The sequence below is a fragment of the Pseudomonas sp. 05L36 genome (assembly GCF_056398125.1).
The window spans coordinates 25,571-48,228 of the sequence record NZ_JBFTOU010000020.1; the positions used below are offsets into that span (position 1 = coordinate 25,571).

Annotated in this window: 17 protein-coding genes; 12 read left to right on the forward strand and 5 right to left on the reverse strand. The window is 62.3% G+C overall.

All coding sequences use genetic code 11. The features are described 5' to 3' along the window. Window positions 1-70: 70 nt before the first annotated feature. The 3 genes from AC1DKH_RS20225 to AC1DKH_RS20235 all read right to left on the reverse strand — a co-directional run bounded on the left by AC1DKH_RS20225 (window position 71) and on the right by AC1DKH_RS20235 (window position 3,967). On the reverse strand, window positions 71-1,372 hold the full coding sequence (locus AC1DKH_RS20225; RefSeq protein WP_477799072.1) for an NAD(P)/FAD-dependent oxidoreductase: 1,302 nt from the start codon (window positions 1,370-1,372) through the stop codon (window positions 71-73). Further along, window positions 1,369-2,457, reverse strand: a complete 1,089-nt coding sequence (locus AC1DKH_RS20230; protein ID WP_477753667.1) for a polyamine ABC transporter substrate-binding protein — start codon at window positions 2,455-2,457, stop codon at window positions 1,369-1,371. The genes AC1DKH_RS20225 and AC1DKH_RS20230 overlap by 4 nt, the downstream gene beginning before the upstream one ends. A 151-nt stretch (window positions 2,458-2,608) precedes the next feature. After that, window positions 2,609-3,967 (reverse strand): glutamine synthetase family protein, encoded by a 1,359-nt coding sequence (locus AC1DKH_RS20235; RefSeq protein WP_477799073.1) that lies wholly within the window; start codon window positions 3,965-3,967, stop codon window positions 2,609-2,611. Window positions 3,968-4,129: 162 nt separating this feature from the next. Between AC1DKH_RS20235 and AC1DKH_RS20240 the strand changes: the two genes are divergently transcribed. Next, the gene (locus AC1DKH_RS20240) at window positions 4,130-5,062 is read left to right on the forward strand and encodes a helix-turn-helix domain-containing protein (protein WP_477799074.1); all 933 of its coding nucleotides are present in this window, start codon (window positions 4,130-4,132) and stop codon (window positions 5,060-5,062) included. On the opposite strand, the gene AC1DKH_RS20245 is transcribed toward AC1DKH_RS20240, so the two are convergent. Continuing rightward, window positions 5,059-5,655: a cupin domain-containing protein gene (locus AC1DKH_RS20245; protein ID WP_477799075.1), complete on the reverse strand. Its 597-nt coding sequence runs from the start codon at window positions 5,653-5,655 to the stop codon at window positions 5,059-5,061. The two genes, AC1DKH_RS20240 and AC1DKH_RS20245, sit on opposite strands and share 4 nt — an antisense overlap. Before the next feature lie 193 nt (window positions 5,656-5,848). Further along, complete coding sequence (locus AC1DKH_RS20250; RefSeq protein ID WP_477799076.1) at window positions 5,849-7,810, reverse strand: oxidoreductase; 1,962 nt, start codon at window positions 7,808-7,810, stop codon at window positions 5,849-5,851. Window positions 7,811-8,125: 315 nt separating this feature from the next. On the opposite strand from AC1DKH_RS20250, the gene AC1DKH_RS20255 reads away from it, so the two are divergent. The 11 genes from AC1DKH_RS20255 (at window position 8,126) to AC1DKH_RS20305 (ending at window position 22,656) form a co-directional block, all read left to right on the forward strand. Next, window positions 8,126-9,175 carry an ABC transporter substrate-binding protein gene (locus tag AC1DKH_RS20255; RefSeq protein ID WP_477799077.1) on the forward strand — a complete coding sequence of 350 codons (1,050 nt, stop codon included), beginning with the start codon at window positions 8,126-8,128 and terminating at the stop codon, window positions 9,173-9,175. 76 nt (window positions 9,176-9,251) lie between these two features. After that, window positions 9,252-10,040 (forward strand): class II aldolase/adducin family protein, encoded by a 789-nt coding sequence (locus tag AC1DKH_RS20260; protein WP_477799078.1) that lies wholly within the window; start codon window positions 9,252-9,254, stop codon window positions 10,038-10,040. 258 nt (window positions 10,041-10,298) lie between these two features. Continuing rightward, window positions 10,299-10,931 (forward strand): TetR family transcriptional regulator C-terminal domain-containing protein, encoded by a 633-nt coding sequence (locus AC1DKH_RS20265; protein ID WP_477799079.1) that lies wholly within the window; start codon window positions 10,299-10,301, stop codon window positions 10,929-10,931. A gap of 107 nt (window positions 10,932-11,038) precedes the next feature. Continuing rightward, window positions 11,039-11,755: a response regulator gene (locus AC1DKH_RS20270; protein WP_477799080.1), complete on the forward strand. Its 717-nt coding sequence runs from the start codon at window positions 11,039-11,041 to the stop codon at window positions 11,753-11,755. A gap of 5 nt (window positions 11,756-11,760) precedes the next feature. Next, on the forward strand, window positions 11,761-12,534 hold the full coding sequence (locus AC1DKH_RS20275; RefSeq protein WP_477799081.1) for a substrate-binding periplasmic protein: 774 nt from the start codon (window positions 11,761-11,763) through the stop codon (window positions 12,532-12,534). Continuing rightward, window positions 12,531-14,786: an ATP-binding protein gene (locus AC1DKH_RS20280; RefSeq protein ID WP_477799082.1), complete on the forward strand. Its 2,256-nt coding sequence runs from the start codon at window positions 12,531-12,533 to the stop codon at window positions 14,784-14,786. The genes AC1DKH_RS20275 and AC1DKH_RS20280 overlap by 4 nt, the downstream gene beginning before the upstream one ends. Window positions 14,787-14,994: 208 nt before the next feature. After that, complete coding sequence (locus tag AC1DKH_RS20285) at window positions 14,995-16,419, forward strand: amino acid permease (protein WP_477799083.1); 1,425 nt, start codon at window positions 14,995-14,997, stop codon at window positions 16,417-16,419. A gap of 508 nt (window positions 16,420-16,927) precedes the next feature. Continuing rightward, the gene (locus tag AC1DKH_RS20290; RefSeq protein ID WP_477799084.1) at window positions 16,928-17,719 is read left to right on the forward strand and encodes an enoyl-CoA hydratase/isomerase family protein; all 792 of its coding nucleotides are present in this window, start codon (window positions 16,928-16,930) and stop codon (window positions 17,717-17,719) included. A gap of 40 nt (window positions 17,720-17,759) precedes the next feature. After that, window positions 17,760-18,920, forward strand: a complete 1,161-nt coding sequence (locus AC1DKH_RS20295; RefSeq protein WP_477799085.1) for an acyl-CoA dehydrogenase family protein — start codon at window positions 17,760-17,762, stop codon at window positions 18,918-18,920. A gap of 18 nt (window positions 18,921-18,938) precedes the next feature. Further along, on the forward strand, window positions 18,939-21,038 hold the full coding sequence (locus AC1DKH_RS20300) for an acetate--CoA ligase family protein (protein WP_477799086.1): 2,100 nt from the start codon (window positions 18,939-18,941) through the stop codon (window positions 21,036-21,038). A gap of 10 nt (window positions 21,039-21,048) precedes the next feature. Then, entirely contained in the window at window positions 21,049-22,656 is a 1,608-nt protein-coding gene (locus AC1DKH_RS20305) for a 5-guanidino-2-oxopentanoate decarboxylase (RefSeq protein ID WP_477799137.1), read from the forward strand. The last annotated feature ends 2 nt before the right edge of the window (window positions 22,657-22,658 follow it).

Here is a 22,658-nt window from a genome sequence, read left to right on the forward strand (position 1 = left end):
AGCGGTCTTGCTCAAGACCGCTGCATTTCTGTCAGCCAGGCGGGGGAACTCCCTCGCCACGGCTACCCGGTCAACCCAGCACTTCCCGCATCCGATACCAGAACATGCCAAGGGCCAGCAAGGGTGAACGCAGGGCGCGTCCGCCGGGGAAGGTCATGTGCGGCACGGCGCTGAACACGTCAAAGCCTTTGCTGTGGCCGGCATGGATCGCTTCGCCCAACAACTTCGCGCACCAGTGGGTCACGTTCAGGCCATGGCCGGAGTAACCCTGGGCGTAGAACACGTTCGGGTGCTGGCTCAGGCGCCCGACCTGGGGGAAGCGGTTGGCCGAGATGCCGATCTTGCCGCCCCACTGAAAGTCGATGCGCGCATTGGCCAGTTGCGGGAACACCTTGAGCATCTGCGGGCGCATGTAGGCAGCGATGTCCGCCGGGTCGCGCCCCGAGTAATGACAGGCACCGCCGAACAACAAACGCCGGTCAGCCGAGAGCCGGTAGTAATCCAGTCCGACTTTCTGGTCGCACAGCGCGAGGTTGTGCGGGATCAGTTCTGCGGCGGCCTCTGCCGACAAGGGTTCGGTGGCGATGATGTAGCTACCCGCCGGGAGCACCTTGCCACTGAGCTTCGGTTCAAGCTCTTCGAGATGCGCGTTGCAAGCCAGCACCAACGTGCCCGCACGCACAGTGCCGCCGGCACAGCGCACCTGCACGGTGCTGCCGTGGATCAACTCCAGCACCGGGCTCTGCTCGAAGATCTGCACACCCAAGGACTCGGCGACGTTCGCTTCGCCAAGCGCCAGGTTCAGCGGATGCAAGTGGCCCGAGCCCATGTCTACCAGACCGCCCGCGTAAACGCCGGAATCCACCACGTGCTCACGGATCTGGCCCGGTTCGATCAAGCGGGTTTCATGGGCGTAACCAGACTCAAGCAATTGCGCGTGCTCGGCCTTCAGCCCGGCAAAATGCGCCGGGGTGTTGGCCAGTTCGCAGAACCCCCAGCGCAAGTCGCAATCAATGCCTTGCTCTCGGATGCGATTGGCCACCACCTGCACCGATTCGGTCCCGGCGTACTCCAGGTATTGCACGCCTTCGGCACCGATGTGCTTTGCAAAGCCGCTGACGTCATGACCGATGCCGCGAATCAACTGGCCGCCGTTGCGCCCGCTGGCGCCCCAGCCAATCCGCCGAGCCTCCAGCAGGACCACCGAGAGCCCGCGCTGGGCCAGTTCGATGGCGGTGTTGATGCCGGTGAAGCCCGCGCCGACCACGCAGACATCGGCCTCCAGGTCCGAGGACAGCGCGGGACGCTGTCGCATGCCCCTGGCGGACGCCGCGTACCAGGAGAGGGTGTGTTCCTTGGTGTACTGATTCATTTGTTGGACTTCACTTTGCTCCACGAGCGGGTCATCAGACGCATGATCGACTGCGGCGGCGTGGTGGAGATGTAGAGTTTGTCGAGGACTTCCTGGGACGGATAAACCTCGGGATTGCCGACCAGCTCAGGGTCCATGTACTGCTTGGCGGCCGGGTTCGGGTTGGCATAACCGACCGAAGCACTGACCTTGGCAATCACTTGCGGGTCCAGCAGGTAGTTGATGAAGGCGTGGGCTTCTTTCGGATTGCTGGCGTCGGCGGGGATGGCCAGCAGGTCAAACCACAGGTTGGCGCCTTCCTTGGGAATGGCGTAGGCGATGTTCACGCCGTTCCTGGCTTCCTTGGCGCGGTTGGCGGCCTGGAACACGTCACCCGAGTAACCGAAGGCCACGCAGATATCGCCATTGGCCAGGTCCGAAACGTACTTGGAGGAGTGGAAGTAGGTGATGTAGGGGCGGATCTGCAGCAGCTTGGCTTCGGCCTTTTTGAAGTCCTCGGGGTTTTCGCTGCGCGGGTCCATGCCCATGTAGTTGAGCATCGCCGGGAACACTTCGTCCGCCGAGTCCATCATCGACACGCCGCAGGCGCTGAGCTTCTTGATGTTTTCCGGTTCGAACAGCACTGCCCAGGAATCGATGTGATCGATGCCCAGCACTTGCTTGACCTTGTCGACGTTATAGCCGATGCCGTTGGTACCCCACAGGTACGGTACCGAGTGCGAGTTGCCCGGATCGTTTTTCTCCAGCAGCGTCAGCAGTTTCGGGTCAAGGTTCTGGAAACTCGGCAGTTGCTCGCGATCGAGCTTGAGGAACGCACCCGCCTTCACCTGACGGGCGAGGAAGTGGTTGGACGGCACCACCACGTCATACCCGGTACGACCGGCAAGCAGCTTGCCCTCCAGGGTTTCGTTGGAATCGAATACGTCGTAGATCACCTTGATCCCGGTTTTCGCCTGGAAGTCGACGAGGGTGGTTTCGCCGATGTAGTCGGTCCAGTTGTAGACGCTGACCTGTGGCTGAGCCTGGGCAACGGCGCTGAACAGGACCGCCAGCGCGGCCGGGACCACGGATTTCAATAGACGCATATCGATACCTATTAGAGTTATTGGATTCTTCAGGTGATTCTTTGGTGGTCTGTCGGCCCTCATCGCGAGCAAGCTCGCTCCCACATTTGAAATGCGTTCCCCTGTGGGAGCGAGCTTGCTCGCGATGAGGCCGTTACGGACAGCGAAGATCTCAGACGCTGAGCATCAGGAACTCACGCTCCCAGGAACTGATCACCCGTTTGAAGTTCTCGTGCTCGGCGCGCTTGACCGCGACATAGCCGCGCACGAACTTGTCGCCCAGGTAGCGGCCGATGGTGTCGCACTCTTCCATTTGGGTCAGGGCGTCCTCGATGGTGATCGGCAGGCGCAGGTTGCGACGCTCATAGGCGCGGCCTTGTACCGCAGCGCTCGGCTCGATACGCTCGACCATGCCCAGGTAACCGCACAGCAGGCTAGCGGCGATGGCCAGGTACGGGTTGGCGTCAGCGCCCGGCAGACGGTTCTCGACGCGCATGGCGTCCGGGCTTGAGGTCGGCACGCGCAGGCCGACGGTGCGGTTTTCTTCGCCCCATTCGACGTTCACCGGTGCCGAGGTGTCCGGCAGGAAGCGGCGGAACGAGTTGACGTTCGGCGCGAACATCGGCAGCACTTTCGGGATGTACTTCTGCAAGCCACCGATGTGATGCAGGAACAGCTCGCTCATGTTGCCATCGGCATCGGCAAAGATCGGCTGGCCGGTGGCAATGTCCACCACGCTCTGGTGAAGGTGCATGGCGCTGCCCGGCTCATCGCCGACCGGCTTGGCCATGAAGGTTGCCGCCACGTTGTGCTTGAGCGCCGCCTCACGCATGGTGCGTTTGAACACGGTGATCTGGTCGGCCAGGTCCAGGGCGTTGCCATGACGGAAGTTGATTTCCATCTGTGCCGGGCCGTCTTCGTGGATCAGCGTGTCGAGGTCCAGACCTTGCAGTTCGCACCAGTCGTAGACGTCTTCGAACAGCGGATCGAATTCGTTGGCCGCATCGATGGAGAACGACTGGCGACCGCTTTCGGCACGGCCCGAACGGCCCATCGGCGCCTTGAGCGGCAGGTCCGGGTCTTCGCAGCGCTGGGTCAGGTAGAACTCCATTTCCGGCGCCACAATCGGCCGCCAGCCTTTGTCGGTGTACAACTGCAGGACTTTCTTCAACACGTTGCGCGGCGACAGTTCGATCGGGTTGCCGAACTTGTCGAAGGTGTCGTGGATCACGATGGCGGTCGGCTCGATGGCCCACGGCACCACGTAAACGGCGTCGGCATCCGGCTTGCAGACCATGTCGATGTCAGCCGGATCGAGCAGGTCGTAGTAGATGTCGTCGTCGACAAAGTCCCCGGTTACCGTTTGCAACAGCACACTTTCCGGCAGGCGCATGCCTCGCTCATGCAGGAACTTGTTGGTGGGTGCGATTTTGCCGCGTGCAATGCCGGTCAGGTCGCTGACGACGCACTCGACTTCGGTAATCTTGTGATCTTTCAGCCAAGTGAACAGCTGATCGAAAGGGGCATTCATAAAGACCTCGTTATTGGTTTTATTAACGCCAGGAGAGGCCGGTTTCATCCGCCGGACACTTCCCCTGTAGCGCGTTGACGTCTATCTTGGGCGAGCCTTGCGGTTCCATCTATCCACTTTAAGCAGCACAAAGCGCACCAAAAGAGTGCGTAAGGTCGCCCCATGACAGGTTCCAATTCACTCCTGGTCCAAGCCTTCGACACCGCCGATGTCGCCGAGCAAATCCGCGCCACACCGGGCTGGGTGCAGCATTACCAGCAGATGTCGCCGGGGCATTTCGCGGGTAGGGTGCGTTATCTGGACCTGCAGGGCGTGGAGATTTACGAAGAGTCGATGAACACCCGGGTCGAGCAGAATTTCAGCGCGCCCCAGGGCTCTCTGTCGTTCTGCTTCGATCGCGGCGACAACGCGCTGTACGTGTTGAATGGCGAAAGCCGCAACATCTGGATCACCCCGGAGAACTACCAGGAAATCGCCGTGGTGTTCGGTCCGGAGTTTGTAAGGCGTCATAGCCTGGATATCGCCCGGCTCGAAGGGCTGTTCATGGCGCCGCTCAACTCCCGGCAGAACGCGCTGTTCTGCCGCTGGCTCAGTGGGACGTTGACGCGGCTGTCGCAGACCTTCGATCCACCGAGCCGCGAAGCGCTGACCCAGCAACTGCTGGAAGACTGTCTGTTCATTCTCGACAACGCCTGTGTCGGCCTCGACCAGGGTGCCTTGCAGCGCCGTGCGGGAGAGCGGGCGATCATGAAACGGGTAGGGGAATGGGCGGCGGACACTCCAGAAGAGCACCTCAACCTGCTGGAACTGTCCCAGGTTGCCGGGGTTTCACTGCGCCAGCTGCAGCATGCGTTCAAAACCTACACCGGCATGGCGCCGACCCAATGGCTGCGCCTGCGCCGCCTCAATAGCGCCCGCCGCGAATTGCTCAGCCGCACGCCGACGCAAACCACCGTGGCCGAAGTGGCCATGCATTGGTCGTTCTGGCACCTGGGGCGGTTTTCCAGCAGCTACCGTGCGCTGTTCCAGGAATTGCCCAGCGAAACCCTCAAGCGTGCGAGTGCCGCGCAGGCAAACGGGCGCGGCCGGCGCTAGAACGTCGGCGGCGTAATCACCCAGATCACCACCGCGTCCACCTCGCCGGGATTACCGTAGCGGTGTGGTTCCTGGCTGGAAAAGCTGAAGCTGTCGCCTTCATTGAGCTGGAAATGGCGTTCGCCGACCCACAACTCGAAACTGCCGGACAGCAGGTAACCGGCTTCTTCACCGTCGTGGCTGTAGCTTTGCTGGCTGTAGGTGCCAGGCGGGAAACGCGAGTGGAGCATTTCCAGTTGGCGGTTGGCTTGCGGGGTCAGCAACTGATCGACGATGCCGTCTTCGTAATGCACGTTCAGGCGGCTGTTCTTGCGCACCACGACACCATCGTCTTCGGGCGCGGTGACCGCTTCACTGGCGAAAAACCACTGGATGGTGACGCCGAGGCTGCGGGCAATGTTGAACAGCGCCGGGATCGACGGGTAGGCGAGGTTGCGCTCCAGCTGGCTGATGTAGCCGGCGGTGAGCTCGCTCTGTTGCGCCAGTTCCGCCAGGGTCATGCCCCGGCGTTTACGCAGGCCGCGAATGCGCGTGCCGAGGAAATGCGGTTCGGCGCTGCCTGATGCGGGTGGGGTCTTGCTGTTGTTGCTCATGGAAAGTTCCGAACCGGGGGCTGCACTTCGCCCCTTGTAGGAGCGAGCCTGCTCGCGATGGACTTCAGAACACCGCGTCTTATCCAGAAAACACGCGTCATCGTTAGCGACCATCGTCGGAGCGCCGCCCGGAGCAAGCTCGCTCCTACAAAGAGCGATCATTTGAATCTAAAGCCCCGGAGTATAAACAGCCTTAAAGCTCCCACGCGACTTTCAGGCCTTCATAAATCGCTTCTTCGGCGGTACGCGGTGCCAGGCAATCGCCGATGCGGCGAAACTCCACCAGCCCTTGCAGTTCATCACCCAACGTATCCAGCGGTTGGTGACCCTGACACAGCACCAGGGTGTCGATGTTCTCCATCAGCATCGGCTCGCCGCTGGCGGTGTGTTGCAGGTACACCGTGTTGTCATCGCAGCCATACAACCGAGCGTACGGCGTGATCGGCACCCCGAGTTTATGCAGTTCGCCGGCCAGTTGATCGCGCACGTACAGCGGCAGGTTTTCCCCGCAATGGGTGCCGTTGACCGCCAGTTGCACCTGATGCCCGGCGCGCACCAGGCGTTCGGCGATGCCGGGACCGATCCAGTCGCAACGCCAGTCGACCACCACCACCGAACGGCCGATCTGCACCTTGTCACGCAGCACTTGCCAGGCGTCTACCACCTGCAACTCACCGCCGCGTTCGAAGGCCGGCCAGTACGGCTCGGCGCCGGTGGCGATGATCACCATGTCCGGTTTTTCCTGCTCCACCAGCGCGCGGTCGACCCGGGTATTGCGCACCACGCGCACACCGGCCAGTTGCATTTCTCGCTGCAGGTTGGTGCTGGCACCGCCGAATTCGCCGCGCCGTGGCAGCAACTGCGCGAGCAGCACCTGACCACCCAATTGCGAACTGGCTTCGTACAGCGTCACTTCATGCCCGCGCTGGGCCGCGACGGTGGCGGCTTTCATCCCGGCCGGACCACCGCCGGCGATCATGATGCGTTTGCGCTGTGGCGCTTGTCGGCGTTCGCCGAAGATCAGCTCGCGCCCGGTTTCCGGGTGCTGGATGCAGGAAATCGGCAAGCCCTTGTGGAAGTGGCCGATGCACGCCTGATTGCAGGCAATGCACGCCCGCACGTCTTCGACGCGGCCGGTGTCGGTCTTGTTGGGCATTTGCGGATCGCAGATCAGTGCCCGGGTCATTCCGCACACGTCGGCCTGGCCGCGAGCCAGAATCAGCTCGGCTTCCTGAGGCTGGTTGATGCGCCCGGTGACGAACAGCGGAATGTCCAGGCTTGCCTTGAACGTCCCGGCTTCCCTGGCCAGGTACGCCGCCTCGATCGCCATCGGCGGCACGATATGCACCGCACCGCCAAGGGACGCCGAGGTGCCGGCGACGATATGCACATAATCGAGCTGCGCTTGTAGCGACTGCACGGCGGCCAGGGATTCGTCTTCGGTCAGGCCTTCCGGGTCGCGCTCGTCGGCGGAAATGCGCAGGCCGATGATGAATTGTTCATCGGTCGCCGCACGCACCGCGGCGATCACTTCACGGAGAAAACGCAATCGCTGTTCCAGTTCACCGTTGTAACCATCGGTACGCCGGTTGACTCGCGGATTGATGAACTGCGCCGGCAGGTAACCGTGGCTGGCCACGACCTCGACGCCATCGATCCCGGCCTGATGCAGGCGGCGGGCGGCAGCGGCATAACCGGCGATGATCTCGTCGATCATGGCCTGGTCCAGCGCCCGGGGCATCACCCGGAAACGTTCGTTGGGCACCGACGAGGCGGAGTAGGCCACCGCCAGCAGACCATCGCTGGACTCCATGATCTCCCGCCCCGGATGGAACACCTGGGACAACACCAGGGTGCCATGGGCATGGCAGGTTTGCGCCAGTTTGCGGTAGCCCTCGATGCACGCATCGTCGGTGGCCATCAGCACGTGGGAGGTGTAGCGCGCACTGTCATGCACCCCGGCCACTTGCAGCACGATCAGCCCGGCACCGCCTTCGGCACGCGCCCGGTGATAGGCGATCAATTGTTCATTGACCAGGTTGTCGGTGGGCATCGAGGTGTCGTGACCGCTGGACATGATACGGTTTTTCAGGCGCTTGCCACGGATCTCCAGGGGTTCGAACAGGTGCGCGAAGGCGGGTGTCGAGGTCGGCATGGTGCGGTACTCCTGGCAGGCTGACCTGTAGGAGCGAGCTTGCTCGCGATGGACTTGAAAGCGACGCGTTCATCCAGACAACACGCGTTATCGTTAACGTCCATCGCGAGCAAGCTCGCTCCTACAGAGGCATTTAGGTTTTCGGCGTTGTTATTATTGGTCTATAGAAATTTACCTTCAGTAAAAAATCAACTTGTTTTTTTACTTAGCCTTGCAGTAATTTCGTCTCGAGCCCGCTCCCGGGCCAAACCTCACAACAATAAAAAAGGGCTGCATGGGCCTTGGGTCCCGTGGCACCTGCAAGAGGAACCACTGATGAAATCGCACACGCTCAAGCACGGTTTTTATCCCTTGGTGTTGTCCGTGTCCATGGGCCTGGGCAGCGCTCAGGCAGCATCGGACATGGTGGTGGTCGGATACGGCGGAGCCGGACAGAAAGCCCAGGACGTGGCGTTCTTTCAACCGTTCGCCGCCGTGGATCAAAGCAAGGTGATCCAGAGCGAATACAACGGCGAGATGGCCAGGATCAAAGTGATGGTCGACACCGGCAACGTCGACTGGGACGTAGTGCAGATCGAAGGCCCGGACCTGATGCACGGCTGCGAGGAAGGCATGTACGAGCGGCTGGACTGGACCCGCCTGGGCCACGCCGACCAGTTGATCCCCGAAGCGGCGCAGGAATGCGGTTCCGCCGCGCTGGTGTGGAGCGTGGCGATTGCCTACGACACCGACAAACTGGCCGAGGCCCCGACCTCGTGGGCAGACTTTTGGGACGTGAAGAAAACCCCCGGCAAGCGTGGGCTGCGTAAACGCGCGGTGTACAACCTGGAATTCGCCTTGCTGGCGGACGGGGTGAAAACCGAAGACGTCTACAAGGTGCTCGGCACCCCACAGGGCGTGGACCGGGCATTTGCCAAACTCACTGAACTCAAGCCTTACATCCAGTGGTGGGAGGCCGGCGCGCAACCGCCGCAATGGCTGACCGCCGGCGATGTGGTGATGACCTCGACCTACAGCGGACGCATCGCCGACGCCGCGCAGAAAGGCAGCCACCTCGGGCTGGTCTGGCCCGGCAGCCTGTACGGCATGGACTACTGGGCGATCATCAAGGGCTCCAGGCATGTGGATCAGGCCAAGCGCTTTATCGCCTTCGCCAACCAGCCGGACGCCCAGGTCAACTACGTGCAGCAGATTCCCTACGGCCCGACCAACACCCAGGCCGCCGCACGGCTGGACGACAAACTGGCGCAATGGGTGCCCACCGCGCCGCAGAACCTCAAGGGCGCACTGTCGATGAACGTCGGTTTCTGGGTCGATCATGGCGAAGAGCTCGAGGAGCGCTTCAACGCCTGGGCCAGTAAATAAACGCGGATGGCTGGACGTGTCGAAGCGTCCAGCCTTACTGTCTGCCCCCAGCCGATCAGCCTGAAGAACCACGAGAATGAATAAAATCGCCACTCACCTGGCTCCCGAGCGCAGCGCTACCGAGCAGCGCCTGCGCGAGGAACTGGCGGCCTGTTACCGCTTGATTGCGCACTTTCGCATGACCGATTTGATCTTCACCCACATCTCGGTGCGCATTCCGGGGCCGGAGCATCACTTTCTGATCAACCCTTACGGGTTGATGTTCGATGAAATCACTGCGTCGAATCTGGTGAAGATCGACCTCGATGGTCATGCCGTGGAGTCGTCGCCGTACCCGGTGAACCCGGCCGGTTTCGTGATCCACAGTGCCATTCATGGCGCCCGTGAAGATGCGCAATGCGTGCTGCACACCCATACCAAATCCGGGTGCGCGGTGGCGGCGTTGAAGTGCGGGTTGTTGCCGGTGAACCAGATTTCCATGGAGTTCTATGGCCGTGTTGCCTACCACGACTACGAGGGTGTGGCGCTGGACCTCAGTGAGCAACAACGGCTGGTGGCGGACATGGGGGACAAATCGGTACTGATGCTGCGCAACCACGGTTTGCTGACCGTCGGCGAGACCGTGAGCCAGGCGTTTTTGCGCATGTATTACCTGGAAAAGGCTTGTGAGATTCAGTTGGCCGCGCAGGCTGCCGGGGAAGTAGTGCTGCCGTCGCACGAGGTCTGCGCGCATACCGAACGGCAGTTCAATGAGCCGGGGCGACCGTTGGAGGAGGGGGAGTTGAGTGATCCCGATGCCATGCAACTGGCCTGGGCGGCGTTGTTGCGAATGCTGGATCGAGTGGCGCCGGGTTACCGCGACTGATCCAGATCCTATGTTGTATGGACTGACGCCATCGTCGGAACGCCGCCCGGAGCAAGCTCGCTCCCACAGTGGTTTGGGTTGTTCGTAGATCTTGCGTACACCCGTTAACCCTGTGGGAGCGAGCTTGCTCGCGATGGGGGCGCCTCGGTTCTCAGACTTATACCCGACTGGAGACTTGGCCCACTCTTGCTGTACAGTCGTTCAGCCCGCCGCTTACCCGCGCAGGCCTGAACGATTCAACCAAGGAGCGTGTCGCCGATGAATCAGGAAGCCCGTTTTTCCCGTATGGAACCGGAGTTGCGCAAAGCCAACCTGATCGAGGCGACGCTGGTGTGCCTCAAGCGTCATGGCTTCCAGGGCGCGTCGATCCGCAAGATTTCCGCCGAGGCCGGGGTCTCGGTGGGGCTGATCAGCCATCACTATTCCGGCAAGGACGAACTGGTGGCCGAGGCCTACATGGCGATCACCGGGCGGGTCATGACCCTGCTGCGCGACGCCATGGAGCAAGCCGCGCCGAATGCCCGGGAGCGCTTGTCGGCGTTTTTCCGCGGATCGTTTTCCGCCGAACTGCTCGATCCGCAACTGCTCGATGCCTGGCTGGCGTTCTGGGGCGCGGTGAAAACCGCCGAGGCCATCAACCAGGCCCACGATCATTCCTATGGCGAGTATCGCGGCATCCTGCGCAAGGTGCTGACAGAACTGGCCCGGGAGGAGGGCTGGGAAAACTTCGACGCCGACCTCGCCGCCATCAGCCTGAGCGCCTTGCTCGATGGCTTGTGGCTGGAGTCCGGGCTGAACCCAGGTACCTTCACGCCGGAGCAAGGCATCCAGATTTGCGAGGCGTGGGTCGACGGGTTGCAGGCCGGCGGACGCCAGCGCTTCTGCGTGTAGACGAGCGACTGTTGATCAGTCGTTCAGCAATCGATACTCTCTGGCGCCGATGCAGGAAAACACTCTAATAAGAAACTGGCCTTCGGGCCTGAGCCGGACACCAAGCGATGACTCCTCGGGTATTGATCGTCGATGACGATCCGCTGATTCGCGATCTGCTGCATGCCTACCTGTCCCAGGAAGGCTACGACGTCCATTGCGCCGCCACGGCGGAACTGGCGGAAACCTTCCTCGCCAGCCAGACCGTGGACCTGGTGATGCTCGACATCCGCCTGCCGGGCAAGGACGGCCTGACCCTGACCCGCGAGCTGCGGGTGCGGTCTGAGGTCGGGATCATCCTGATCACCGGGCGCAACGACGAAATCGACCGCATCGTCGGCCTCGAATGCGGCGCCGATGACTACGTGATCAAACCCCTCAATCCAAGGGAGCTGGTGTCCCGGGCGAAAAACCTGATTCGCCGGGTACGTCATGCGCAAACACCAGCGCCAACTGTCGCGGCGGCCAAGCCGGTCAAGCAGTTTGCCGACTGGTCACTGGACACCGACCGCCGTCGCCTGATCGATGCGTCCGGCAGCGAAACCTTGCTGACCCACGGCGAATACCAGTTGCTCAGCGTGTTCCTGCGCAACAGTGGCCACACCCTCAGCCGCGATCAGTTGATGGACCAGATCCGCAACCGCGAATGGGTGCCCAACGACCGCTCCATCGACGTGCTGGTCGGGCGCCTGCGCCGCAAGTTGCATGACGATCCGGCCGAACCGCAGTTGATCATTACTATTCACGGCGCCGGTTACCTGTTCACCGCCAGCGTGGCAGCCTGAACCTGATGGCGCGATGTCTTTGCCTGCTGGCGATGCTGGTGGCCGGCCATGCCGTCGCGGCGGAGAAGGTTCGCTATTGCGATTACCCGGTGTACCCGCCGATCTCCTGGAGCGACGGCAAACAGGTGCGCGGACTGGCGCCGAGCGTGGTGAAAAGCCTGTTCGGCCAGTTGGGATATGAGGTCGAGATGGTCGTGCTGGGCAACTGGAAACGCTGCCTGCTGGACGCCGCCGAAGGCCGGGTCGACGTGGTGCTGGCCTACAGCACCGCGCAACGCGAGCAGAGCATGCTGTTCTCGACGGTGCCGGTCTTGCGTGAAGAAGTGGCGCTGTTCATCAATCGCCAACACCCGGTGAAATTCGAACAACTGGACGATCTGGCCCATTACCGTGGCGGCCTGTTGTTCGGCGAGAGCTACGGTGTGGAGTTCGATCGCATGGTTGCGCACAACAACAATATCGAATGGGTTTCCGACAGCCACCAGAACTTCGGCAAGCTGATTCGCGGGCGTATCGACTTCATCACCCAGGAGCGGCGCACCGGCCAGTTGTATGTGGAAAACCTGCCCGGCGGCCAGGACATCATTGCCTTGCCCAAGGCCTTGAGCGTGGACTATCTGCGCGTCGCCGTGTCGCGGCGCTCACCCTTGGCCCAGCGCATGCCCGAGATCAATGCGCAGTTGCAGCGCATGGTCGATGCCGGCGACATCGAACGCTGGCTCAACGAAAGCGAAGTGACCTACCGTGACATGATCAATCTGCCGGCAGATGCGCAATGATTCGCGCCCGTCCCGGTGGACTGTTGCAACGCCTGTTGCTGTTCATTCTGTTGTTCAGCCTGTGCTTCACCGTGCTGGCCAGCAGCGTGCAACTGTACATCGAGTATCGGCGGGAAATGCGCGATATCGATTCGCGCATGGAGCTGATCCGCGCCGGCTACCTGGCCAGCCTGGAACGCAGCCTCTGGGACTTGAACCAGGAACAGTTGAACGTGCAGTTGCGCGGGCTGGTGGACTTCTCCGACGTCGCGCGGGTGCACTTGACCAGCGCCGATTTCGATCTGGTACAAGGCAATCCGGACCCTGCGGGACCGTTGCGTATCGAGCGCTTTGCCCTGGACTATCAGCCGCCGTCAGGCCCTTTGCGCCACCTTGGCGAGCTGGAGGTCAGTACCGATCTGGGGGCGGTGTACCAGCGTCTCTACGCCACCGGTTTGACCAGCCTGTTGTGGATGGCGGTGTTCCTCTGCGGTCTGGCCGTTGCCTTGTCGGGCCTGTTTTATCGACTGGTGACCCGGCACCTGAAAGTCATGGCCGAGTTTGCCCGGCGCATCGCCGCCGGTGAATGGCACGAGCCCCTGCACCTGGACAAGCGCCGTGGCAGCGACGAAATCGACACCGTGGCCCATGCCCTGGACGACATGCGCCGGGCGATCCTGCGGGACATCGAGCGCCGGGAAACCGATCGCCTGGCCCTGCAGGACAACCGTGACGAGCTGCTGAAAATGGTTGAGCGCCGCACCGCCAGCCTGATGCGCGCCAAAGACGAGGCGGAAGCGGCCAACCTTGCCAAGTCGAGGTTCCTGGCGACCATGAGCCACGAACTGCGCACGCCCCTCAATGGCATCCTCGGCATGGCCGAATTGTTGCGCGGCGCGCGTCTGGATGCCCTGGACGGTAAACGCCTGGATGCCTTGCACAAGGCTGGCGAAGGCTTGCTGACGATCCTCAACGAAGTGCTGTATTTCGCCAAGCTGGAGGAGGGCGTCAGCCATCCCGAACCGGTGGATTTCTCGCTGCGCCAGTTGCTCGATGAGGTACTGACACTGTTGGAACCGCGCGCGCTGAACAACGATACGATCCTGAGTTGCCGGGTCGATCAGCGCATTGCCGAGTATCACCACGGTGCCGAGCAGTTCCTGCGGCAGGTGCTGAGCAACCTGCTGGCCAACGCGATCAAGTTCACCGAAGGCGGCGCAGTCAGCGTCGAGGTGGCGCTGCTCAGCGAAACCGGCGAACAGACCGGGCAGCGGTTGCGGGTCAGTGTCACGGACGACGGCATCGGCATTGCCCCTTTGATGCAGGCGAAGATTTTCGAGCGTTTCACCCAGGCCAGCGAAGAAGTCGCGCAACGGTTTGGCGGCACCGGGCTGGGGTTGGCGATCTGCAAACATCTGGTGGAGCAGATGGGCGGTTGCATCGGCGTGGACAGTGAAGAGGGGCGCGGCAGTTGCTTCTGGTTCGAGCTGTCCTTGCAGCCGGCCAGCGGCGTGGTTGAGGCGGAACCGGTGCGGGCGGTGGGGCCGGCACTGAACATCCTGGTGGTCGAAGACGTGGCGCTCAACCGCGAAGTGGCCAAGGGTTTGCTGCAGCGGGACGGTCACCGGGTATGGCTGGCCGAAGAGGCAGAACAGGCGCTGGAACACTGCGCGGCGCGGGTTTTCGATCTGCTGCTGCTGGACGTGCATCTGCCGGGCATCAGCGGGGTCGAGTTGTGCCGGCAGATCCGCAACAGCGACGGGCCGAATCGCCGCACCCGCATCTTCGCCCTGACCGCCAGCGTGCAACCGGCACTGGTGCGCGGTTATCTGGAGGCCGGCATGGACGGCGTCCTCGCCAAACCCTTGAAACTGGAAAACCTGCGTCAGGTGCTGGACGGGCATACGCCCGTGGCCGAGTCGCTTCTGCGCGACGAGACGATGGACTGGCCACTGTTGCAGACTCATCGCAACTTGCTCGGCGAGCAAAAGGTTCAGAGTTTGCTGGCGGTGCTGCGCGACTCTATTCTTCAGCACCGCGATGAACTGAATGAAGCCATTGCCGCCGACGACTGCACCGAGGTCGCGCAACTGGCGCACCGTCTGGCCGGCAGCTGCGATTCGCTGGGTTTTCGTTCGCTGGCCACGACGCTCAGGACGCTGGAGACGTTGGCCCTGGGCAACGATGAATCGGCGATCCGCCACATGTGCCCCGCGCTGGATGAACAATTGCAGCAGGCACTGACGACCCTGAAAGGCCTGTTGCAGAGCTGACGTACAAGTTTGTTACGACTTTGTACAACTTCGATCTTTACGGTCAACGCGAACTTACATGGCTTTCCAATAATCGACGCAACCGCCGCAGCGCGGTCTTCGAAGCTTATTGGAGATAATAATAATGAATTGCCGTAAAGCTGATCCCTCCCTGCGCCGTGACGTCCTGTCGCGCGCTGCACACCTCATTGACTGCTGAGGTGCCGACATGAACGAAAATACTGATCGCAGCACTGATCATAAAGGCATCCAGCTGACCCGTGCCCTCAAGAGCCGTCACATCTTCATGCTGTCGCTGGGCGGCGTCATCGGCACCGGGTTGTTCATGGGCTCCGGTGTGACCATCAATCAGGGCGGCCCGGTGGGGGCGATTCTGGCTTACCTGGTCGCGGGTTTCCTGATGTACCTGGTGATGGTCTGCCTGGGCGAACTGTCGGTGCAGATGCCGGTGTCCGGTTCGTTCCAGACCCACGCCACTAAATACATTGGCCCGGCCACCGGGTTCATGATCGGCTGGGTGTACTGGATGAGCTGGGCCACCACCGTCGGTTTGGAGTTCACCGCCGCTGGCATGTTGATGACGCGCTGGTTCCCGGCGGTGCCGATCTGGTACTGGTCGGCGTTGTTCGTGGTGGTGCTGTTCGGCATCAATGCCATGGCCACCCGCGCTTTTGGTGAGGCGGAATACTGGTTCTCGGGGATCAAGGTCGCGGCGATTCTCGGTTTCATCGTGGTCGGCGTACTGGTGATCTTCGGCGTGATGCCCCTGAGCAGCGGCGCACCGGCACCGATGGCGAGCAACCTGATCGGCGATTCGCTGTTCCCCAACGGCCTGTCGGCGGTGTTTGCGGTGATGATGACCGTGGTCTACGCGTTCCAGGGTTGCGAGATCATGGGCGTGGCCGCCGGTGAAACCGATCAACCGGAAAAGAGCATTCCCCGGGCCGTACGCAACGTGGTGTTCCGCGTGCTGATCTTCTATGTGCTGGCGATTATCGTGCTGTCGGCCATCGTGCCGTGGCAGCAGGCCGGCCTGATGGAAAGCCCGTTCGTGCAGGTGTTCGACATGGTCGGCATTCCCTACGCCGCCGACCTGATGAATTTCGTGATCCTTACGGCGATCCTGTCGGTGGGCAACTCCGGCCTGTATGCCTCGACGCGCATCCTGTGGGCGATGTCGAAAACCGGCATGGCGCCGAAGAGCCTGTCGCCTTTGAGCAAGCGTGGCGTGCCATTGCGTGCCTTGAGCATCACCCTGTGCTTCGCGCTGGTGTCGCTGATGACCAGCTTCGTCGCCGCCGACACCTTGTTCATGGTGCTGATGGCGGTGAGCGGCATGTCCGGCACCGTGACCTGGATTGTCATCGCGCTGGCGCAGTACAAGTTCCGCAAGGCCTACCTGCGTGACGGCGGCAAACTCAGCGACCTGAAATACCGCGCGCCGTGGTTCCCGGTATTGCCACTGATGTGCATCGCGCTGTGCTGCTCGCTGTTCGTGTTCCTGGCCCTGGATGAAACCCAGCGTCCGTCGCTGTATTGGGGCTTTGGATTCATTGCACTGTGCTATGGCGCGTACTTCCTGATCCATCGCAAGCGTCAGGGCGTGTTGGCACCGAGCTTGCCGACTGCCTGACACCTCCAGATAACCGTTTCCCCTGTAGGAGCGAGCCTGCTCGCGATGGTCGTCAACGATAACGCTGGGTACCTGACACTCCGCGGCGTTTTCAAGTTCATCGCGAGCAGGCTCGCTCCTACAGGGGTAGTCGGTGTGGTCAAAATCTGTTGGCAACCAAAAATGAGTGTAGGAGCGAGCCTGCTCGCGATGGACTCAACAGCGCCGCGTTCATCCAGCAAGAACGCGTCTCCGTTAACGACCATCGCGAGCAGGCTCGCTCCTACATTGGTTTTGTGGTGGGCAAAAGATCTGCGACCAACGTCCTGTCGCCAGTTGTTCGAAGTTGTAACAGCGCCAACGACTTACGCTCGTGTATCTAGAAATATTTTAATAAAACCAATTAGTTACATAATTTTTTGGCTTGTTACAGCCCATTCCCCCACCAATTGCCGCCTTACTGAACACTCGTTTAGTATGGCCTCAAGTCGCATCACCTCAGACCCATCACAATAATTCGAGGATTCCCATGACCACTCAATCGTCGCTGCTCAGCCAGGTCGAAGCAGGCGTTGCCTGGATCACCCTCAATCGCACTGCCCAGCGCAATGCGCTGGACATTCCGACGCTGAAAAACCTGCACGGCTTGCTCGACGCTTTCAACGCCGATCCAGCGGTGCGCGTGGTGGTATTGACGGGCAGTGGCCGCAGCTTCTGCGCCGGCGCCGACCTCGATGAATGGGCCGATGCCGAAGCCCGGGGCGCCCTGGAAACCTACGGCTGGACCGAAACCGCCCACGCCCTGATGACCCGCCTGCACAGCCTGGAAAAACCCACCATCGCCGCCATCAACGGCACCGCCGTCGGCGCCGGGATGGACCTGACCCTGTGCTGCGACCTGCGTATCGCCGGGCAATCGGCACGCTTCAAGGCCGGCTATACCAGCATGGCCTACTCGCCGGATGCTGGCGCCAGTTGGCATCTGCCGCGTTTGATCGGCAGTGAACAGGCCAAGCGCCTGCTGTTCCTCGACGAATTGTGGGGCGCCGACCGTGCCCTGAGTGCCGGACTGGTCAGTGACGTCTGCGCTGACGATCAACTGCTGACTGCGGCCAGCGAACTCGCCGCACGCCTGGCCGCCGGCCCGACCTTCGCCTTCGCCCAGACCAAAAAACTCATGCGTGAAGGCGCCGAACGCAGCCTGGCCGAGCAACTGCAAGCCGAACTCGCCGCCGGCCTGCTCTGCGGTCGCAGCAAAGACGGCAACGAAGCCCTGCGTGCCGCCATGGAAAAACGCCCGGCACGCTTCATCGGTCGTTGATTCCTCTCCATCTCCCAGAACACGAACAACAGGTAGCAGCATGAATTTCCAACTGACCCAAGAACAAGAAATGTTGGTGGACTCGGTACGCAGCTTCGTCGAGAAGGAACTGCTGCCCTATGAAGAGCAGGTCGACCGCGCCGACGAGGTCTCCCCGGAACTGGCGGCGCAGATTCGCGGCAAGGCGATCGCCGCCGGTTTCTACGCCTTCAACATGCCCGAAGAAGTGGGCGGTGGTGGCCTGGACTATCTGTCCCAGGCGCTGATCGAACGTGAGCTGTCCAAGGTGTCCTGGGCGCTGCACGTGTTCGTCGCGCGTCCGTCGAAAATCCTCATGGCCTGCACCGGCGACCAGATCAACGACTACCTGTTGCCGAGCATCCAGGGTGAGAAGATCGACTGCTTTGCCCTGACCGAACCGGGTGCCGGCTCCGACGCCAATGCGATCAAGACCCGCGCCGTGCGTGAAGGCGACGACTTCATTCTCAACGGCAGCAAGCATTTCATCAGCCACGCCGGCCATGCCGATTTCGCCATTGTCTTCGCCGTGACCGACACCTACGAACACAACGGCAAAAAGCGCAACGCCGTGACCTCGTTCCTGGTCGACCGCAATACCCCGGGCATGACCATTCGCCGTGGGCCCAAGTGCGTGAGCAACCGGGGTTATCACACCTTTGAAATGTTCTTCGACGACTGCCGCGTACCGGCCAGCAAAGTGCTGGGCGAAGTCGGCAAGGGGTGGGAAGTGGCCAACGCCTGGCTGACCGCCGGCCGGGTGATGGTGGCGGCCAACTGCGTCGGTCAGGCCCAGCGCGCACTGGACGTGTCCTTGCAATGGGCGGCAGACCGCAAGCAATTCGGCCAGCCGATCGGCACCTACCAGGGCGTGTCGTTCAAGCTCGCGGACATGGCCACGCAAATCCGCGCCGCCGAACTGCTGACCCTGCACACCGCCTGGAAAATGGACCAGGGCACCATGACCGATGGCGAGGCCGGCATGGCCAAGCTGTTCGCCAGTGAAGTGCTCGGTCGTGCCGCCGATGAAGCGGTGCAGATTTTCGGCGGCATGGGCCTGATGGACGAAGGACCGGTGGAGCGCATCTGGCGCAACGCGCGGATCGAACGGATCTGGGAAGGCACCTCGGAAATCCAGCGCCACATCATTTCCCGCGAGCTGCTGCGGCCGCTGTTGCGCTGATCGGCCCGGAGAATTCCCATGTCCCAAACCATTCGTGACAACCTCAAACGCATGCTCGCGCCGCAACACGTGGCGTTCGTCGGCGGCCGCAACATGGCCCGCGCCCTTAAGCGCTGTGCCGAGGGTGGCTACCAAGGGCAGATGTGGCTGGTCAACCCGCAGCACGACAGCCTTGAAGGTGTGCCGTGCGTGCGCAGCGTGGCCGAGTTGCCTTGCGGCCCGGACGCCGTGTTCATCGCCACCAACCGCGAACTGACCCTGGCCTGCGTCGCCGAACTGGCCGCCATCGGCGCGGGCGGCGCGATCTGCTACGCCTCGGGCTTCGCCGAAACCGGCGCCGAAGGCCAGGCCCTGCAACAGCGACTGCTAAAGGCCGCTGGCGACATGGCCTTGCTCGGCCCCAACTGCTACGGCCTGCTCGACTACCTGCACAGTTGTGCGCTGTGGCCGGTGGCCCATGGCGGCAAGGCAGTGGAGAAGGGCGTGGCGGTGCTGACCCAGAGCGGCAACTTCGCCTACAACCTGTCCATGAGCGACCGTTCGCTGCCGGTGGCCTACATGGCCTCGGTCGGCAATCAGGCGCAACTGGGTGTCGCTGAACTGATGGACGTGTTGCTCGACGAGCCGCGCGTCACCGCCATCGGCCTGCATCTGGAAGGCCTGAAGAACGTGCCGGGTTTTGCCCGCGCCGCGCACAAGGCACTGGAGAAGGGCGTCCCGATCATTGCCTTGAAAACCGGCGTGTCGCAGATCGGCGCCGAACTGGCCTTGAGTCACACCAGTTCGCTGTCCGGTTCCGATGCGCTGTACGACGCGTTGTTCGACCGTCTCGGGGTGATCCGCGTCAGCGGCCCGGTGAGTTTTGTCGAAACCCTCAAAGCCGCGGCTTGCGGCAATCTGCCGGCGGGCAACAGCCTGATCGCGCTGGCCTGCTCCGGTGGCGACGCCGGGTTGATTGCCGACTACGCCGAACGCAACGACCTGGGCCTGCCGAAACTCGATCAAGGACAGGTCGGCGAACTCGCGCAAGTGCTGCCGAGCTACGCCAACCTGGTCAACCCGCTGGATTTCACCACGGCGATCTGGGGCGACGGCGAAGCCTTGAACTGCATGCTCGACAGTGCGCTGCGCACCGAAGCCGATGCGGCGATGCTGGTGCTCGACTACCCGTCGGAGTTCACCGGCGAGCGCAAGGAATGCGACCTGCTGCTGGAGTTGTACTGCGCGGCACTGCAACGTCACGGCAAGACCGGTTTTGTCACTTCGGCCTTCCCCGAGTTGCTGCCGCCCCATGCCCGCGAGCGTTTGCACGCGCAGGGTGTCGCGGCGTTGCAAGGCGTTGAAGATGGCCTGGCCGCGTGGGGTCGCATCGCCGGTTATCAGCGCAACCGCCAGGCCTTGCTGGCTTTGGGCGAATCGGCACTGGTGCCGTTGTGCCCGCAAGCGCTGGAAGGTGAGGGGTGTTTGCTCAATGAGTGGAACTCCAAACAGGCGTTGAAAGCCTTTGGCCTGCCAACGCCAAATGGCGTATTGAGCACCCCGGACAAGGCCCTGAAGGATGCCGAAGCATTGGGTTATCCGCTGGTACTCAAAGCGGTCAGCGCTCAACTGCCACACAAGACCGAGGCCGGTGCCGTGGCGCTGAACCTCAAGGACGGCGCGGCATTGGGCGCTGCACTGGAGAAGATGCGCGCCAGCATTGCCGCCTACGCCCCGGGCGTAGTGTTCGATCAACTGTTGCTTGAACCCATGGCCAAGCCGCCACTGGCTGAGCTGATCGTCGGCATCAAACGCGAAAACGATTTCGGCCTGGCGCTGGTGATCGGTGCCGGCGGCATTCTGGTGGAGTTGCTCAAGGACAGTCGCAGCCTGTTGCTGCCGACCACCGACGGCGCGATCCGCAACGCCTTGCTCAGCCTGCGCAGCGCGCCGTTGCTGCAAGGTTTCCGTGGACGCGAGTCTGCTGACCTGGACGCCTTGGTGACCGCGATCCGCGCCGTGGCCGATTACGCCTGCGAGAGCTCCGCACACCTGCTGGAACTCGATGTGAACCCATTGTTGGTCGGTGCCCAAGGCACGACTGCGGTCGATGCGTTGATTCGCCTCGGCCACGAGTGAGGACATGAATATGCAAAGCAAATCCTTGACCGGTGGCCAGGCCCTGGTGCGTCTGTTGGCCAACTACGGCGTCGATACCGTGTTCGGCATCCCCGGCGTACACACCCTGGAGCTGTATCGCGGCTTGCCCGGCAGCGGCATCCGCCACGTCTTGACCCGTCATGAGCAGGGCGCCAGCTTCATGGCCGACGGCTATGCCCGGGTCAGCGGCAAACCCGGCGTGTGTTTCGTCATTACCGGCCCCGGCGTGACCAACGCCGCCACCGGCATTGGCCAGGCCTACGCTGACTCGATTCCGATGCTGGTGATTTCCAGCGTCAACCACAGCGCCAGCCTTGGCAAGGGCTGGGGCAGCCTGCACGAATGTCAGGACCAGCGTGCGATGACCGCGCCGATTACTGCGTTCTCCGCAGTGGCGCTGACCGCCGAAGATCTGCCGGAACTGATTGCCCGTGCCTACGCGGTGTTCGACAGCGAGCGCCCGCGCCCGGTGCACATCTCGGTGCCGCTGGACGTGCTGTCGGCGCCGATTGCCCGTGACTGGAGCAACGACGTAGTGCGTCGTCCGGGTCGTGGCCCGGCATCCGTTACCGCCATCGATCAAGCTGTGGCCAAACTGAAGGCTGCCAAGCGGCCGATGATCATCGCCGGTGGGGGTGCGCTGAATGCCGCTGCGCAATTGCGGGAAATCAGCACCCGACTGGCCGCGCCACTGTTCACCAGCGTCGCCGGTAAAGGCCTGCTGCCGCCGGACGCGCCGCTCAACGCTGGCTCATCCCTGTGTGTGGAGCCGGGCTGGAACCTCATCGCCGAGGCCGACGTGGTGCTGGCGGTCGGCACCGAAATGGCCGACACCGACTACTGGCGTGAACGCCTGCCGCTCAATGCCGAGCTGCTGCGCGTCGACATCGACCCGCGCAAGTTCAACGACTTCTACCCGTGCGCGGTGGCGTTGCATGGCGATGCACAACAAACCCTCAGTGGGTTGCTTGAGCGTTTGCCCACCGACGTGCGCGACGCTGGCGCCGCCATTGCCTCGGTTGTCGCCCTGCGCGAAGCGGTCAAGGCCAGCCATGGACCGTTGCAGTCCATTCATCAATCGATTCTCGACCGTATCGCCACGGAGCTGCCGGACAACGCGTTCATCAGCACCGACATGACCCAGCTTGCGTATACGGGTAACTACGCCTTCGACAGCCTGGCGATCCGCAGTTGGCTGCACCCCACCGGCTACGGCACCTTGGGTTATGGCCTGCCGGCCGGCATCGGCGCCAAGTTCGGCGCGCCGCAGCGGCCGGGCCTGGTGCTGGTGGGCGACGGTGGTTTCCTCTACACCGCCCAGGAACTGGCCACGGCTGTTGAAGAACTGGAGAGCCCGCTGGTGGTGCTGCTGTGGAACAACGACGCGCTGGGGCAGATCCGTGACGACATGCTCGGCCTCGACATCGAGCCCATCGGCGTGTTGCCGCGCAACCCGGATTTCGCCGCCCTCGCACGTGCGTTCGGCTGCACCGTGACTCAACCGCAAAGCCTGGCCGAGTTGCAGACCGACCTGCGCCATGGCTTCAAGCGTAACGGCGTGACCCTGATCGAACTCAAGCATGCCTGCGCGCATTGATC

What these genes read in the sequence shown, in the direction of transcription:
- AC1DKH_RS20280 (WP_477799082.1), top strand. Translation starts at nt 12,531, where the DNA reads ATGATTCGCGCCCGTCCCGGTGGACTGTTGCAACGCCTGTTGCTGTTC.
- AC1DKH_RS20225 (WP_477799072.1), bottom strand. Translation starts at nt 1,372, where the DNA reads ATGAATCAGTACACCAAGGAACACACCCTCTCCTGGTACGCGGCGTCC.
- AC1DKH_RS20300 (WP_477799086.1), top strand. Translation starts at nt 18,939, where the DNA reads ATGTCCCAAACCATTCGTGACAACCTCAAACGCATGCTCGCGCCGCAA.
- AC1DKH_RS20270 (WP_477799080.1), top strand. Translation starts at nt 11,039, where the DNA reads ATGACTCCTCGGGTATTGATCGTCGATGACGATCCGCTGATTCGCGAT.
- AC1DKH_RS20285 (WP_477799083.1), top strand. Translation starts at nt 14,995, where the DNA reads ATGAACGAAAATACTGATCGCAGCACTGATCATAAAGGCATCCAGCTG.
- AC1DKH_RS20235 (WP_477799073.1), bottom strand. Translation starts at nt 3,967, where the DNA reads ATGAATGCCCCTTTCGATCAGCTGTTCACTTGGCTGAAAGATCACAAG.
- AC1DKH_RS20305 (WP_477799137.1), top strand. Translation starts at nt 21,049, where the DNA reads ATGCAAAGCAAATCCTTGACCGGTGGCCAGGCCCTGGTGCGTCTGTTG.
- AC1DKH_RS20290 (WP_477799084.1), top strand. Translation starts at nt 16,928, where the DNA reads ATGACCACTCAATCGTCGCTGCTCAGCCAGGTCGAAGCAGGCGTTGCC.
- AC1DKH_RS20255 (WP_477799077.1), top strand. Translation starts at nt 8,126, where the DNA reads ATGAAATCGCACACGCTCAAGCACGGTTTTTATCCCTTGGTGTTGTCC.
- AC1DKH_RS20245 (WP_477799075.1), bottom strand. Translation starts at nt 5,655, where the DNA reads ATGAGCAACAACAGCAAGACCCCACCCGCATCAGGCAGCGCCGAACCG.
- AC1DKH_RS20265 (WP_477799079.1), top strand. Translation starts at nt 10,299, where the DNA reads ATGAATCAGGAAGCCCGTTTTTCCCGTATGGAACCGGAGTTGCGCAAA.
- AC1DKH_RS20295 (WP_477799085.1), top strand. Translation starts at nt 17,760, where the DNA reads ATGAATTTCCAACTGACCCAAGAACAAGAAATGTTGGTGGACTCGGTA.
- AC1DKH_RS20240 (WP_477799074.1), top strand. Translation starts at nt 4,130, where the DNA reads ATGACAGGTTCCAATTCACTCCTGGTCCAAGCCTTCGACACCGCCGAT.
- AC1DKH_RS20230 (WP_477753667.1), bottom strand. Translation starts at nt 2,457, where the DNA reads ATGCGTCTATTGAAATCCGTGGTCCCGGCCGCGCTGGCGGTCCTGTTC.
- AC1DKH_RS20260 (WP_477799078.1), top strand. Translation starts at nt 9,252, where the DNA reads ATGAATAAAATCGCCACTCACCTGGCTCCCGAGCGCAGCGCTACCGAG.
- AC1DKH_RS20250 (WP_477799076.1), bottom strand. Translation starts at nt 7,810, where the DNA reads ATGCCGACCTCGACACCCGCCTTCGCGCACCTGTTCGAACCCCTGGAG.
- AC1DKH_RS20275 (WP_477799081.1), top strand. Translation starts at nt 11,761, where the DNA reads ATGGCGCGATGTCTTTGCCTGCTGGCGATGCTGGTGGCCGGCCATGCC.